This window comes from Micromonospora sp. ZG13 (assembly GCF_059359355.1).
Map to the genome: position 1 here is coordinate 1 of NZ_JCADBQ010000023.1, position 14657 is coordinate 14657.

Here is a 14657-nt window from a genome sequence, read left to right on the forward strand (position 1 = left end):
GCGGCGTAGGCGGTGGTGACGGGGCCGGCGATGGCGCCGCCGGTGAAGGCGAGCCCGGCGGCGGTCAGGGCGGTCTTGCGCAGGATGTCGGTACGCATGATGTCGGCACCTTCCGATCGGGGGTACGCGGACACGCCAAAGGGGGGACGGGTGCCGCGGGTGAGGAAAGGGGTCGAAACCAGAAAGGGGTGCGCCCTACGACGAGAGGGTGGGGCGTGTCCCGGGGGGATGCAACGACGCGGACCCGGCCGGCATTCCGACCTCGGCCCGGCCACCGCAAGGGCTCCCGGGGGTCACGCGCTCACGATGGATACAACGACCGGGGCCCCCGACCCATGCCCACCGACCCGGTGACCCGCCCCACCCCAAACCCCCGCAAACCAGACGAGACCGGCCCGGACGCGCTGACCCGGGGATCGCACACCATCCCCGAACCGCACAGGATGCCCGAACCGGACACAGCGCCGGAACCGCCCACCATGCCGGAGCCGCACATCCTGTCGGAATCGGACTCCGCGCCGGAGCCGCACATCCTGTCGGAACCGGACTCCGCACCCGAACCGCACGAGATGGCCGCATCGTGATCAGGACCCCATGGCGTTTTCCGGCTGCTTTACGGTCCATGAGGTTCTGATCACCATGGCTTAGCGTCGTGAACGGCAGCGGCGTTCGCGCAGGCGCTCTCGGGAGCGACGGGGCTTGTCGGCCCACCGGGCGCTCGCCGCAGAAGGGCTGGCGCTATGGGAGTGGTCCCGCGCGAGGGCAGCGGGGCCTGGGTGTCACGTCGGCGTACCGGCCGGGCCGGTCGGGCGCCTTTCGGAATTCTGGGGCGTGGCGTCCATCGGGGTGAGCCGGTCGGCTCGGGCACGCAGGTAGCGCTGCTCCGGGAGGCTGAAGGTGCGCTGGGACGCGAGCAGGTAGTCCTCCCGCGCGGCTGCCGTGTCTCCGGCGAGTTCCCGCAGGTGGGCGCGGGTGGCCGCGAGGCGGTGGTGGCGGGCCATCCGGTCGTCGGCGGCCAGCGCCGACACCATGGCCAGGGCGGCGTCCGGACCGTCGGTCATCGCCACGGCGATCGCGTGGTTGAGCGTCGCCATGGGATTGGGCGCGATCCGGCACAGCAGGCGGTACAGGAACTCGATCTGCCGCCAGTCGGTGTCGGCCACGTGGGGCGCCCCCACGTGCACGGCCGCGATGGCCGCCTGTAGCTGGTACGGGCCGAGCGGGCAGCGCAGCATCGCGTCGGTGACGAGCCGGGTACCTTCCTCGATCAGGTCGGCGTCCCAGCGGAGCCGGTCCTGTTCGCCCAGCGGGACCAGGCCGCCCTCGGCGTCGGTACGGGCCGCGCGTCGGGCGTCGGTCAGCAGCATCAACGCGAGCAGGCCGGCGACCTCACCGTCGTCGGGCAGCGAGCGGTGGATCGCCCGGGTCAGCCGGATGGCCTCCGTGGCCAGGTCGGGTCGGTGCAGGTCGGGGCCGGAGGTCGCGGTGTAGCCCTCGTTGAAGATCAGATAGAGCACGTGCAGGACGGCGCCCAGCCGTTCGGCGTACGCCGGTCCGCTCAACGTCGTGCCGGCGGCCCGGATCCGTTGCTTGGCGCGGCTGATGCGCGGACCCATGGTGGCCTCGGGCACCAGGAAGGCGCCGGCGACCTCGGCCGTGGTGAGACCGCCGACGGCGCGCAGCGTCAGGGCGACCTGCGAGGCCGGGGTGAGCGCGGGATGGCAGCACATGAACAGCAGCGTCAGGGTGTCGTCGTGGTCGCGCGGCATCTGCTCGTCGGGGCCGGGGGCGACCATCGCCTCGGGCAGTTCCCGGCTCGCGCTGGCCGCCTCCCGGTCCCGGCGGGCCCGTTCGCTGCGGATCTGGTCGATGAACCTGCGGGCGGCGACCGTCACCAACCAGCCGCGCGGGTGCTCCGGCACCCCGTCGACCGGCCACTGGACCGTCGCCGCCAGCATGGCCTCCTGGAGCGCGTCCTCGCAGGCGTCGAAGTCGTCGTACCTGCGCAGCAGCGCGCCGAGGACCCGCGGTGCCAGCTCACGCAGCAGGCGCCCGAGATCCTCGCCGCCCACCCGGCCGTCGCGTGCCTGCAGCCGGCCACGGCCCGCCCGCCCGTCGTCGCGGTCGCGGCCTACCAGCGCGTCGCGGCCCGCCCGTCCGTCGTCGTGGGCAGCGGTGGGAACGCCGGTGGACCGGTCGGCGAGCACCTGGCCGCCGACCGGTACGCCCGACTCAGCTCGTCGCCGCCGCACCGCTCACCCGTACCGAGGCCGCTTCGGCCCCCGAGGAGAAGATCACCTGACGGATCTCGACGCCGAGACCCTCCACCCTGGCGTCCGGGATCAGCGCGGCCAGCTCGACGGCCCGGTCCCGGTCGGCGCACTCGATGAGGTAGTAGCCGCCGAGGTACTCCTTGGCTTCCAGGTACGGGCCGTCGCTTACCGTGGGCGCGCCTCCACGGACCCGGACGACGACGCTCTCGGCCGGCTCGGCCAGCGCGGTCGTCCCGAGCATCTCGCCGGACTCGCGGATCGTCTCGATGAACTCCTCGTGGCCCTTCATCACCTCGTTGCGTTCGTCCTCGGTGAGCGCCTCCCAGATCTGCGGGTTCATGTGCATGATCAACAGGAACTTCACGTCTGATTCTCCTCGCCCGTGGGCGTCCCGGTGACGCCGCTCGCTCAGTGGTCGTCGCCGGTCCGCCGGTCTTGACATCGTCCCCGATCCGCGACGCGAGAACGCCGCGCCGCTCCGGCCGCGTACGGAAGGGAAGAACGGGGAACGCGGGTGACGCCACCCCGGACGGCCCTCATCGTGCCGACGGCGGGGTGGTTGCGACCATGGCGGGCATGGAGATCTGGAACAACCCGTCCTGCTCGAAGTGCGCCGCCGCCCGTACCGCCCTCGACGAGGCAGGGGTCGGCTACGTGGTGCGCCCGTACCTGGACCGGCCGCCGAGCGCCGCGGAGCTGACCGAGGTGCTGCGCCGGCTCGACGCGCGCCCCTGGGAAGTCTGTCGTACGCGGGAACCCGCCGCGGTGGCCCTCGGCATGGCCGACTGGCCACGGGACGAGGCGGCGGAGCCGCGCTGGATCGAGGCGATGGTGGCCGCCCCGGAGCTGATCCAGCGGCCCCTGCTGCTGCTCGACGACGGGGGAGCGCTCGTGGGACGTACCGCGGAGGCCGTGGCGGAGGCGGTGCGCCGCACCGGCGCGACGCCCGGCACCGGTGCGGAGCCCGGCCCGTCGCCGGCCGCGTCGTCGGAGGGGTCCACGCCCGCCGGGTAGCGCGTTTCCCGGCGGGTGCGGCGGGAATGCGCCGGTCACCGGCGAACGCCGGACGTCGTGGAGGAGGGGTCGGATGCCGCAGCAGGGCGTGTCCACCGCGAAGCGGCTCACCCCGGTCGCAGGGGCGCCCCTGTGGTGCGACGCGCGGGAGTTCGGGCTGCGCGGCGACGGCGTGACGAACGACCAGCCGGCACTGTCGGCCCTGGTCGACCGCCTCGGCGAGGGATACGCCGCCGACGGGCGGGCCCGGGTCATCCACTGCCCGCCGGGGATCTACTCGATCCGTGACGCCGGGACGGTCTGGCGCAGCGGGGTGTCGCTGATCGGCTCCGGTCCGGGGGCGACGCGGTTCCTGCTCAGCAACGAGGGCAACCGGGCGAACCCGACGCCGTTGGCCTTCTGGACGACGGTGCAGCACGGCGCGAGCCGCGACCGGTACATCGCCGACTGCACCTTCGCGGACTTCGAGATCGACGGCTCCGGCGTGGCGATGGTCGAGTACAACTACCTCGCCAAGGGGCTCGGCCTCCAGTACGTGGTGCGCGGCGTCTTCCGCAACCTCTACATCCACCACACCGGCGCCACCGGGCTCGGCTGCGACTTCCTCCAGGACAGCCTGATCGACGGCGTGGTCGTGGTCGGGTGCGGGCGGCTCGACAACGGCGAGGAGATGGGCGGCGCGGGCATCGGCGTCGGCATCGGCGGGTGGGGCGACGTGGAGCGTCTCACGATCGCCAACTGCACCGCCCTCGGCAACGGCACCAACGGGATCTTCCTCGAACTCCAGAAGGACTACTGGACCCCGCCACGCGGCTACCGCATCATCGGCTGCCACAGCCAGGCGAACCGCTTCGGCATCTCCGACTGGGGCGCCGACGGGCTGATCGTCTCCGCCTGCACCCTGACCGGCAACCTGGACGCGGGCTTCGACGTCTCCGGCAACGGCACGGCGGGAGTCGCCGGCCGGGGCGGCATCATCAGCGACTGCGTGATAGACCGCAACGTCCGCGACGGGATCAGCATGGGCAACACGCCCGGCCCGTACACGGTGCGCGGGAACCGGATCAGCGCCAACGGGGAGTACGGCTACCACGAGCACGACCTGGGACACGGCTACCGGGGTGCGGCGGCGGGCGTGGTCGTCGACGGCAACGACTTCTGGGACAACGGCCTGGACGCGATCCGGATCGACCGGCCGATGACCGACGCGGTCGTGGTGGGCAACCGGATCCGCAACAACGGCCGCCGGTGCGCCCCGGCCGCCACCGGCCAGGGCGAGTCGGTGCGCTACCACCACCGGTCCGTCACCGACCTGGCGGCGCACTGGCCGCACGACGGGCACCGGGGCAAGGTGGTACGGGTCGGCTCACGCACGGCGGTGGTGGTGTCGAACACCGACACCGCCCTGACGCTCGCCGAGGTGCGGGCGGACTCGCCGACCGGCTGGAACGAGGACACGCCGCCGCCCGGCGCGTCGTACGAACTGCCGGCGGCCCCACCGGTCAGGGCCGGCATCACCGTCAACGCGCCGTTCGACTCCGCCACGGTGCGCGGCAACCGGATCTGGGACCACCGCGACGAGCAGACCCAGACGTACGGGCTCTGGATCACCCCGGCGGGCAGTTGCGTGTCCTGCCGGATCGAGGACAACGACCTCGCGGGCAACGCCGTCGGGGCGGTGCGGCTGGACACCCCGCCCGTCGGCGGGCGCTGGGACCGCAACCACCACGACGTCGACTGACGTCGGCGGGGCTCAGCGCGCGTCGTCGGCGGGCGCCGTCGCCTCCGCGTGCCGGTCGCGCAGCCGGGCCCGGATCTCCTCCGGGGTGTACGCCCGACGCCGCCGTTCCGCCCGGGCGATGACCACGCCCGACGCCGCCACGCCGGCGAGGCCGGCCAGCCCGAGCACCTTCCACCACCGCATCCCTTGCCGCATCGGCCTAGGGTAGACCCCCATGAGCATCAGCCTGGACGAGGCCGTGGACCTGACCCGTACCGGTGACGTGTGGGTCTTCCGGGGCCGCAGCGTGCCCGACCGGGCCATCCAGTTGACCACGAACAGCCCGGTCAACCACGTCGGCATGGCGGTCGTGCTGGACGACATGCCGCCGCTGATGTGGCACGCCGAGCTGGGCAGGTCGCTGCCGGACATGTGGACGGGCACCCACCAGCGCGGCGTGCAGCTGCACGACCTGCGCGACGCGGTCTGCGTGTGGGCCAACCGGTACGGCCAGCGGGCCTGGCTGCGCCAGCTCGACCCGGCGGCCGACGCGGAGATGGAGAAGGCGGTGCTGCGCACCGTCGCCCGGCTGGACGGCACCCCGTTCCCGTCCACCGCCCAGCTCGCCTGGCGCTGGCTGCGGGGCCGGGTCCCGGCGGTACGCGTGCCGACCCTGCGCGGCCAGGTCCCGGCGGTGCGCGTGCCGGCCCTGCGCGGCCGCGACGGCCACCGCCCCGAGGCCCCGGCGCCCGAGCGCGCCGGAGCCGCCGCACGCGAGCGTGCGCTGGAGACGGCGTACTGTGCGGAGGTGGTCGCGGTGACCTACGAGGCGATGGGTCTGCTCCCCGCCGGGCGGCGCCCCAACTGGTACGACCCGGGTCGGTTCTGGAGCGGCGACGACCTCGGCCTCGCGAACGGCGCCCAGCTCGGGGCCGAGATCGAGGTACGCATCCCGCCGCGCTGAGGTTTGGTCCGTGGTCCGGCCGGCAATTGCTGTCCCCGTGAGAGCATCCACCGATCTGGACACGCTGACCGACTTCTTCGACCGGTACGGCGTGGCGCTGACCACCGGCGACGTGGCCGCCATCGCCGGCTGTTACGCGCTGCCGGGGATGGTGGTCGCCGACACGTACAGCTTCTCGTTCACCTCGCCGGCAGCGGTGGCGCTGTCCTTCGTCGGCGCGGCCCCCGACTACCAGGAGCGCGAGCTGGTCGCGGCGCACGCGGCCATCGAGGACGTGCAGCCGATGTCGGCGCTGCTGACCATGGTGGCCGTGGAGTGGGAGTTCCTGGACAGCCGGGGCCGCAGGGTGCCCGGCGAGCGCTACCGCTACCTCCTGCGCTCCACCGACGACGGTCCGGTCATCTGCACCGTCCTGCGTACCTCCTGACCGCCGACGCGACCGCGACGCCCGAAGGCCGTGGCGGCGGCCCGCATCGCCGCGTCGCCCGTGTCGGCACCGGCCGCGTGGGAGCCGGCGCGCGGTCGCGCCGTGCGCGGACGGTCGCACCATGTCGCCGTCGACCGCTACGCTGCCCGGGACGACCGCGGGAGGATGGGCATGCCCGAGACGCGCCGAGCACCGAGCAGGTCCTACGGCACGACCGCCGTCGCGTCGTCGCCGTGGATCGTGGTGTCCGTCGGCGTCGTGGTGATGGTGGTCCTGCTCGCCATCGCGCTGGGCACCTACCGGGGGCGCGGTCCCGCGTTCGACGCACAGCCCGCCCCGCCGCTGCCGACCGTCGGCCTGGCCGACCCGGAGCCGTCGGCGACCAGCGCCACGGCCACCCGCTCGCCCCGGGCGACGGCCTCGCCGTCCGCGCGTGCCACCGCCCGCCCCACTCCGACGCGGTCCAGGCCCGAGCGCAGCAGCCGCCCGCCGTCGCCGACCCCCAGCGGCAGTGGCGCGGCGCTGATCGCGCCGCCACCGTCGCCCGCGTCGCCGCTGACGGGCCGCTACCGGGTGGTGGAGTCGTACGCGGACGGCTTCGTCGGGGAGCTGCTGGTCGGCAACACCTCGTCGACGGGTCGGGAGTGGACGGCGCGGCTGACCTTCCCGGGGGCGCGGCTGGGCAGCGCGTGGATCGAGGGCGCGCCACAGGGGACGGCGCAACGGATCGACGACGGTTTCACCTACCGCAGCGGCGGCGACCTGCCCGGGGGCGCGTCGGCCACCCTGCGCTTCTACGTCCAGGGCACCCAGAGCCGCCCGACGAGCTGCTCGGTCGACGGCGGCGCCTGCCGCGTCTAGCCCACCCCACCCTCCCCGGCCCGGCGCGAACCTCGCCGGGCCGTTTCCTTTGCAAGCCATCTGCCGTGTTACGACTTTGTTTGCAAGGTATTGCAGAACGTTTCGGCAAGGGTTAGCGTGCGGGCCAGTCAGCGACCAGAGGAAGGCGTCGATGAAACCCCCGCCGTTACCGCGCAAGGCCCTGCTCGCCCTCGTCTCCCTGCTCACCCTCACCCTCGTCGGCACCCCGATGGCCGTGCGGCAGCTCGCCGCCGACGCCCCCGACGGCACCGGCCCGCTGCTCACCGCCGGCGCCACGCAGTGGCGCGCCGAGCCCTCCGCGGAGGCGCTGCTCTCCGCCGGTGACCCGCAGGCCCGCGCCGAGCAGTTCTACTTCGTCCTGCCGGACCGGTTCGCCAACGGCGACCGGCGCAACGACACCGGCGGCCTCACCGGCGACCGCCTCTCCACCGGCCTCGACCCCACCGACAAGGGCTTCTACCACGGTGGCGACCTCAAGGGCGTCATGGACCGGCTCGACTACATCGAGGGGCTCGGCACGACGGCCATCTGGCTCGCCCCCATCTTCAAGAACCGTCCGGTGCAGGGCACCGGGGCCGACGTCTCCGCCGGCTACCACGGCTACTGGATCACCGACTTCACCCAGGTCGACCCGCACTTCGGCACGAAGGAGGACCTGAAGCGGCTGGTCGCGCTCGCGCACCGGCGGGGCATCAAGGTCTACCTCGACGTCATCGTCAACCACACCGCCGACGTCATCAAGTACGCCGAGGACAAGTACACCTACGTGGACAAGGCGACGTCGCCGTACACCGACGCGCAGGGGCGCCCCTTCGAGGACCGCAACTACGCCGACGGCAGCCGGGGCTTCCCGAAGGTGGACACGACGTCGTTCCCGTACACCCCGACGTTCGCGACCCCGGCCGACGCGAAGGTCAAGGTCCCGGCGTGGCTCAACGACCCGACGATGTACCACAACCGGGGCGACTCCACCTTCGCCGGCGAGAACAGCGAGTACGGCGACTTCTTCGGCCTCGACGACCTGTGGACCGAGCGCCCCGAGGTGGTGCGCGGCCTGACCAAGGTCTACTCCGACTGGGTGGCCTCCACCGGCGTCGACGGCTTCCGGCTGGACACCGTCAAGCACGCGAACCTCGAATTCTGGCCGCAGTTCAGCCAGGGCGTCGAGCGCGCCGCCGCGCGCGCCGGCAAGAAGGACTTCTTCATGTTCGGCGAGGTCTACAGCGCCGATCCGGAGATCACCTCGACGTACGTGCGGCGCGGCGGCCTGCCGGCCACCCTCGACTTCGCCTTCCAGGAGGCGGCGCGCGGCTATACCGCCGGCGACGGCTCCGCCAGGGCGCTCGCCGACGTGTACGCCCGCGACGACCTCTACCGCGCCCGCGACACCGACGCGCGCCGGCTGACCACCTTCCTCGGCAACCACGACATGGGCCGGATCGGCTCGTTCATCGCCGGCGGCGGCACCGACCCGGCCACCCACCTGCGCCGCGACCAGCTCGCCCACGAGCTGATGTTCCTGACCCGCGGTCAGCCGGTGGTCTACTCCGGCGACGAGCAGGGCTTCACCGGCCCGGGCGGCGACAAGGACGCCCGGCAGGACATGTTCGCCTCGAAGACCCCCGACTACCTCGACGACGACCTGCTCGGCACCGACCGCACCCACTCCAGCGACCAGTTCGACCGCGCCCACCCGCTGTACCGGGCCATCGCCGAGCTGGGCGCGCTGCGTCAGGCGCACCCGGCCCTGCGCGACGGCGTGCAGGTCGGCCGGTACGCCGCCGACGGCCCGGGCGTCTTCGCGTTCTCCCGGATCGACCCGAAGCAGCGCACCGAGTACGTCGTCGCGGTGAACAACGCCGCGACGGCGCAGACTGTCACCGTGGACACCTGGTCGGCCGGCGCCACCTTCACCGGCGTCTACGGCGCATCGTCCGCCCCGGTCGCCGGCGCGGACGGCAAACTCACGCTGACCGTGCCGCCGCTGTCGGCCGTGGTGCACCGTGCCGGCGCCCCGATCGCGGCGCCCGACGCCGCGCCACGGATCACGATCACCGCCCCCGCACCCGGCGCGCCCGTCGCCACGAAGGCCGCCGTCACCGCGCAGGTCACCGGCGACCCGCTGGCCACGGTCACCGTCGCCGCCCGGGTCGCCGGCGGCAGGTGGACGCTGCTCGCCAGCGCCGAGACGGCCCCGTACACGGTGCACCACGACCTGACCGGGCTGGCCGGCGGTACGCGGATCGAGTACAAGGCCGTCGTCCGCGACGGAAAGGGCCGCACCGCGACCGCCCGGTCCACCGCGACCGTGGGCACCCCGGCGCAGTCCGCGTCCCGGGAGTGGGCCGTGGTGCACTACCAGCGCCCGGCCGGCGGCTACGACGACTGGGGCCTCTACGCCTGGGGCGACATCGACCCGGCGTACGCGACCGAGTGGCCCAAGGGGCAGCCGTTCGCCGGCGAGGACTCCTACGGCCGGTTCGCCTGGGTGAAGCTCAAGCCGGGCGCGAAGTCCGTCGGCTTCCTGGTCGTGGACAAGGCCGGCACCAAGGACGTGGAACAGGACCGGACGATCGACGTGACGCGCACCGGCGAGGTCTGGGTCAAGCAGGGCGACCCGGCGACCTACCCGAGCCGGGAGGCCGCCACCGGCGAGCCCGACCCGCCCGTGGCGGACGGCACCGCCGTCATCCACTACCGCCGCGCCGACGGCAACTACGACGGTTGGGGCCTGCACGTGTGGGACGGCGCCGCCAACCCGACGGACTGGGCCGCCCCGCTCGCCCCGGCCCGGATCGACTCCTTCGGCGCGGTCTTCCGGGTGCCGCTGGCCGCCGGGGCGACCGGACTCAGCTACATCATCCACAAGGGGGACGAGAAGGACCTGCCGACCGACCAGCGGCTCGACTTCGCCGCCGCCGGGCGGGAGGTGTGGCTGCTCGCCGGCACGCCCGGGCGGCTGCTGCCGTCCACCGCGTCCGGCGCCGCCCGGGACGTCGACATCACGAAACAGAAGGCGCACTGGATCGACCGCTCCACCGTCGCCTGGCAGGCCGGGCCCACCGACGGCAGGACGTACGCCCTGGTGGCCGCCCCGACCGGCGGGGTGACCGTTGCCGACGGCGAGCTCGTCGGGACGTACGCCACGCTGCCGTTGACCGCGCAGCGCAACGGCCTCACCGAGGCCCAGCGCGCGGCCTTCCCGCACCTGTGGGCGCACGGCGCCTTCACCCTCGACCGGCGGGACCTGGCGAAGGTGCCGGCGGCCCTGCGCGGGCAGCTCCTCGTGACCGAGCGGGACGCCGAGGGCGCCCTGCTCGCCGCGACCGGCGTGCAGATCCCCGGCGTGCTCGACGACGTCTACGCCCGCGCCACCAGCGCGCGACTCGGACCGACCTTCGCCGGCAGGGTGCCGACGCTGTCGCTCTGGGCGCCGACGGCGCGGCAGGTGTCGTTGCAGCTCTTCGACTCGCCGACCGCGACGCCGCGGACGGTGGCGATGCGCCGCGACGACCGCACCGGCGTCTGGTCGGTGCGCGGCTCCCGCGACTGGACCGGCCGGTACTACCGCTACCAGGTCCAGGCGTGGCAGCCGGCGACGCAGAAGCTGGTCACCGCCTCGGTGACCGACCCGTACTCGCTGGCGCTCGCGCCGGACTCCACGCACAGCCAGATCGTGGACCTGACCGACCCGGCGCTCGCCCCGGCGGGCTGGGCGAAGCTGCGCAAGCCGGCGGCGGTGCCGTCGACGAAGGTACAGATCTCCGAGCTGTCGGTGCGGGACTTCTCCGTCGCCGACACCACCGTGCCGGCCGAGCGGCGGGGGACCTACCTCGCCTTCACCGACCCGGGCACCGCCGGCATGAAGCACCTGAAGGCGCTCGGCGACGCGGGGGTCACCCACCTGCACCTGCTGCCCGCGTTCGACTTCGCCACCATCCCCGAGCGCCGCGCCGACCAGCGGCAGCCGGCCTGCGACCTGGCCGCGTTGCCGCCGGACTCCGAGCAGCAGCAGAAGTGCGTCGCGGCGGTCGCCGACACCGACGGCTACAACTGGGGGTACGACCCGCTGCACTACACCGTGCCGGAGGGCGGCTACGCCGTCGACCCGGCCGGGGCGAAGCGCACGACGGAGTTCCGGCAGATGGTGGCCGGCGTCAACGGCGCCGGGCTGCGCGTGGTGATGGACGTCGTCTACAACCACACCTCGGCGGCGGGCGCCGATCCGAAGTCGGTGCTCGACCAGATCGTGCCCGGCTACTACCACCGCCTGCTCGACGACGGCGCCGTCGCCACCTCGACCTGCTGCGCCAACACCGCCCCCGAGCACGCCATGATGGGCAAGCTCGTCGTGGACTCCCTGGTCACCTGGGCCCGGGCGTACAAGGTGGACGGCTTCCGGTTCGACCTGATGGGCCACCACCCGAAGGCGAACATCCTGGCCGTACGCAAGGCGCTCGACGAGCTGACCGTCGCCCGCGACGGCGTGGACGGCAGGAAGATCCTGCTCTACGGCGAGGGCTGGAACTTTGGCGAGGTCGCCGACGACGCCCGGTTCACGCAGGCCACCCAGGCCAACATGGCCGGCACCGGGATCGGCACCTTCAACGACCGGCTCCGCGACGCGGTGCGCGGCGGCGGGCCGTTCGACGCCAACCCCCGCGTGCAGGGCTTCGCCTCCGGTCTGTTCACCGACCCCAACGGCGACGACGTGAACGGGTCCACGGCCCAGCAGCGGGCCCGCCTGCTGCACCAGCACGACCTGATCAAGGTGGGGCTCACCGGCAACCTGCGCGGGTACCGGTTCACCGACTCGTCGGGCCGGCAGGTCACCGGCGCGCAGGTCGACTACAACGGCTCGCCCGCCGGCTACACCGCCGCGCCGGGGGAGGCGGTCACCTACGTCGACGCGCACGACAACGAGATCCTGTACGACGCGCTGGCGTACAAGCTGCCGCAGGACACCCCGGCGGCGGACCGGGCGCGGATGCAGGTGCTGGCGCTGAGCACGGTGGTGATGGGGCAGGGGCCCGGGTTCGTCACCACCGGCACCGAGCGGCTGCGCTCGAAGTCGCTGGACCGCAACTCGTACAACTCCGGCGACTGGTTCAACCAGATCCGCTGGGACTGCGCCCAGGGCAACGGCTTCGGCGCCGGCCTGCCGCCCGAGCAGGACAACCGGGACAAGTGGCCGTACGCGAAGCCGCTGCTGGCCGACCCGGCGCTGGTCCCGGACTGCGCGGCGATCGACCTGGCCGACGCCCGCTACGCCGAGCTGCTGAAGATCCGGGGCTCCTCGCCGGTCTTCGGGTTGGCCACGGCGGAGCAGGTGCAGAAGCGGGTCGCCTTCCCGCTCTCCGGCGCGGCCGAAACCCCTGGCGTACTCACGATGACGCTGGACGGCCGGGGCCTCGACGGGCGGTGGAAGTCGGTGACGGTGGTCTTCAACGCCACGCCCGAGACGGCGACGCAGCGGCTGACCGGGCTGCGCGGGGCGGACGTGGCACTGCACCCGGTGCTGCGGACCTCGGCGGACGAGGCGCTGCGGACGGCCTCCTTCGACCGGGCCAGCGGCACGTTCACGGTGCCGGCGCGCAGCGTGGCGGTCTTCGTGCGGCAGTAGTCGTGTCACACGTGTCCGGCCCCCTCCCGCCGAGCGGAAGGGGGCCGGACCGTTCTCTGTGTCAGCCGATGCCGTTCCCAGCTGATACCGCGTGACTGTCGTCAGTTGGCGCAGCCGGTGACGTTGGTGCAGTTGCGGGGTTCGTTCTTCTTGATGATGGTCTTGTTGTCGAGGTTGACGGCGGTGGCGTTGCCGTTGTTGTAGATGCCACCTGCGCCGGCGGTTTCGGAGGCGAAGTTGCCGACGATCTTGCTGTCGCGGATGGTGAGGACGGCGTTGTTGTCGTTGTAGATGGCGCCGCCCTGTTCGGCGTGGTTGCCCTTGAACTCGCTGTCGTAGAGGTTGAGGGTTTCGCCGTTGAACAGGCCGCCGCCGTTGTCGCCGGCGGTGTTGTCGGTGAAGGCGGTGTGCTTGATGGTGGCGATGTTGTCGCTGTCGTGGTAGATGCCGCCGCCGTCGTCGGTGGCCTTGTTTCCGGCGATGATGACGTATTCCAGCAGCATGGTGGAGTCGCCGTCGTTGTGGATGCCGCCGCCGTCGTCGCAGGCGGTGTTGTGGGCGATCTTGGTGCGGGTGATGGTGAGGCGGGCGTCGTCTTCGCTGTGGATGCCGCCGCCGTCGTTGCTGGCCTTGTTGTTGGTGATCTGGCTGTAGGCGATGGTGGCGATGCCGTCGTCCTCGTTGGCGATGCCGCCGCCGTTGCCGCTGACCGCGCTGTTGCCGGTGGCGGTGTTGCTGTCGATGCGGGTGTCGTGGACGGTCAGTACGCCTTCGTTGTAGATGGCGCCGCCGTTGCCGCCGTTGCCGACGCCGCGGGCGTGGTTGTTGGCGAGGACGCTCTTGTCGATCTCGACCGTGCCGAAGTTGGCGATGGCGCCGCCGTTGCCCTGGTTGCCGACGCCGGTGACCCGGTTGTCGATGAGTTTGGTGTGCTTCAGGGTGGCCTCGCCGCCCTCCTGGACCAGCAGGGCGCCGCCGTTGGCGCCGCTCGGCGGTGGCGGGGGCGCGGTCACCTGGCCGCCCTTGAGGGTGAGGTCCTTCAGCGTCAGGTCGCCGCCGGAGGCGACCTCGAAGAACCGGAACAGTGCGGTGCCGTCGTGGAAGAACGTCGAGTTGTTGCCCAGGATCGTGATCCGCTCGTCGATGACGGGGAAGGCGTTGTTCCCGGTCTCCTCGGTGAACCGGTAGGTGCAGTCCTTGGCCAGCTTGAACGCTCCGCCGTTGTCCTCGTTGGCCCTGTTCACCGCCTCGACCAGCACGTCGGTGTCGCACGGCAGTTCCTTGGCGTCCTTGCCGTCACGGCCGTCCTTGTCCTTGCCGTCGCGGCCGTCCTTGCCCTGCCAGTCCTTGCCGTCCTTGCCCTGCCAGTCCTTGCCCTGCCAGTCGTCCCGGCCACCGCGGGCGTCCTGCCCCTCCTGGCCCTTGCCGGTCTCGCCCGCCCGGTCGTCGCGACCGGCGGCGTCATCCTTGGTGACCTGCTCGGCCGTGGACCACTTCAGGTCGGTGAGACGGTCGACCCCGACGGCGCCCGCGCTGCTCGCGACGGTGACGCCGGCGAGGCTGACCACGCCGGTCAGCCCGGCGACGCCGGTGGCGAGCCACAGCTTGCGCCGGCTCTTCGGCGCGGTGTTCTCGGCGTTCTTGCGAAGGTAGTTGGACATCGGAGCTCTCTGCTCTCTCCTCGTACCAGACAGGGCTGCTCCGCCACTGCGGGCTGCCCTGGCTACAAATCGGTTGTAGCTACTGAGGACCAC

At 72.6% G+C, this 14657-nt stretch carries 10 protein-coding genes; 6 read left to right on the forward strand and 4 right to left on the reverse strand.

What is annotated here, in order from left to right; translation table 11 throughout:
- Positions 1-779: 779 nt before the first annotated feature.
- Both AC5L34_RS28100 and AC5L34_RS28105 read right to left on the reverse strand, forming a co-directional pair.
- Positions 780-2072: an RNA polymerase sigma factor gene (locus tag AC5L34_RS28100; RefSeq protein ID WP_441178053.1), complete on the reverse strand. Its 1293-nt coding sequence runs from the start codon at positions 2070-2072 to the stop codon at positions 780-782.
- 160 nt (positions 2073-2232) lie between these two features.
- Entirely contained in the window at positions 2233-2637 is a 405-nt protein-coding gene (locus AC5L34_RS28105) for a YciI family protein (protein WP_441178002.1), read from the reverse strand.
- Between the two features lie 212 nt (positions 2638-2849).
- Here AC5L34_RS28105 and AC5L34_RS28110 point away from each other — a divergent pair, with 212 nt between their 5' ends.
- Positions 2850-3287, forward strand: coding sequence for an ArsC/Spx/MgsR family protein (locus AC5L34_RS28110; RefSeq protein WP_494827700.1), 438 nt, complete (start codon positions 2850-2852; stop codon positions 3285-3287).
- Positions 3288-3360: 73 nt separating this feature from the next.
- The gene (locus AC5L34_RS28115) at positions 3361-5028 is read left to right on the forward strand and encodes a right-handed parallel beta-helix repeat-containing protein (RefSeq protein ID WP_494827702.1); all 1668 of its coding nucleotides are present in this window, start codon (positions 3361-3363) and stop codon (positions 5026-5028) included.
- A gap of 12 nt (positions 5029-5040) precedes the next feature.
- Here AC5L34_RS28115 and AC5L34_RS28120 read toward each other — a convergent pair whose 3' ends face one another.
- Positions 5041-5223: a hypothetical protein gene (locus AC5L34_RS28120; RefSeq protein ID WP_363900470.1), complete on the reverse strand. Its 183-nt coding sequence runs from the start codon at positions 5221-5223 to the stop codon at positions 5041-5043.
- Positions 5224-5242: 19 nt separating this feature from the next.
- Here AC5L34_RS28120 and AC5L34_RS28125 point away from each other — a divergent pair, with 19 nt between their 5' ends.
- The 4 genes from AC5L34_RS28125 (at position 5243) to pulA (ending at position 12903) form a co-directional block, all read left to right on the forward strand.
- On the forward strand, positions 5243-5971 hold the full coding sequence (locus AC5L34_RS28125; RefSeq protein ID WP_494827704.1) for a hypothetical protein: 729 nt from the start codon (positions 5243-5245) through the stop codon (positions 5969-5971).
- A 37-nt stretch (positions 5972-6008) separates the two neighbouring features.
- Entirely contained in the window at positions 6009-6398 is a 390-nt protein-coding gene (locus AC5L34_RS28130; RefSeq protein WP_441178006.1) for a DUF6841 family protein, read from the forward strand.
- A gap of 171 nt (positions 6399-6569) precedes the next feature.
- On the forward strand, positions 6570-7259 hold the full coding sequence (locus AC5L34_RS28135; protein WP_350823439.1) for a cellulose binding domain-containing protein: 690 nt from the start codon (positions 6570-6572) through the stop codon (positions 7257-7259).
- 151 nt (positions 7260-7410) lie between these two features.
- Entirely contained in the window at positions 7411-12903 is a 5493-nt protein-coding gene (pulA, locus tag AC5L34_RS28140; RefSeq protein ID WP_494827707.1) for a pullulanase-type alpha-1,6-glucosidase, read from the forward strand.
- Positions 12904-13004: 101 nt separating this feature from the next.
- Here pulA and AC5L34_RS28145 read toward each other — a convergent pair whose 3' ends face one another.
- Positions 13005-14564 (reverse strand): collagen-like domain-containing protein, encoded by a 1560-nt coding sequence (locus AC5L34_RS28145; RefSeq protein WP_441178008.1) that lies wholly within the window; start codon positions 14562-14564, stop codon positions 13005-13007.
- Between the last annotated feature and the right edge of the window lie 93 nt (positions 14565-14657).

Excerpts from the sequence above, each read along its gene's own strand:
- AC5L34_RS28110 (WP_494827700.1), top strand. The coding sequence starts at position 2,850 with ATGGAGATCTGGAACAACCCGTCCTGCTCGAAGTGCGCCGCCGCCCGT.
- AC5L34_RS28115 (WP_494827702.1), top strand. The coding sequence starts at position 3,361 with ATGCCGCAGCAGGGCGTGTCCACCGCGAAGCGGCTCACCCCGGTCGCA.
- AC5L34_RS28120 (WP_363900470.1), bottom strand. The coding sequence starts at position 5,223 with ATGCGGCAAGGGATGCGGTGGTGGAAGGTGCTCGGGCTGGCCGGCCTC.
- AC5L34_RS28125 (WP_494827704.1), top strand. The coding sequence starts at position 5,243 with ATGAGCATCAGCCTGGACGAGGCCGTGGACCTGACCCGTACCGGTGAC.
- AC5L34_RS28135 (WP_350823439.1), top strand. The coding sequence starts at position 6,570 with ATGCCCGAGACGCGCCGAGCACCGAGCAGGTCCTACGGCACGACCGCC.
- pulA (WP_494827707.1), top strand. The coding sequence starts at position 7,411 with ATGAAACCCCCGCCGTTACCGCGCAAGGCCCTGCTCGCCCTCGTCTCC.
- AC5L34_RS28145 (WP_441178008.1), bottom strand. The coding sequence starts at position 14,564 with ATGTCCAACTACCTTCGCAAGAACGCCGAGAACACCGCGCCGAAGAGC.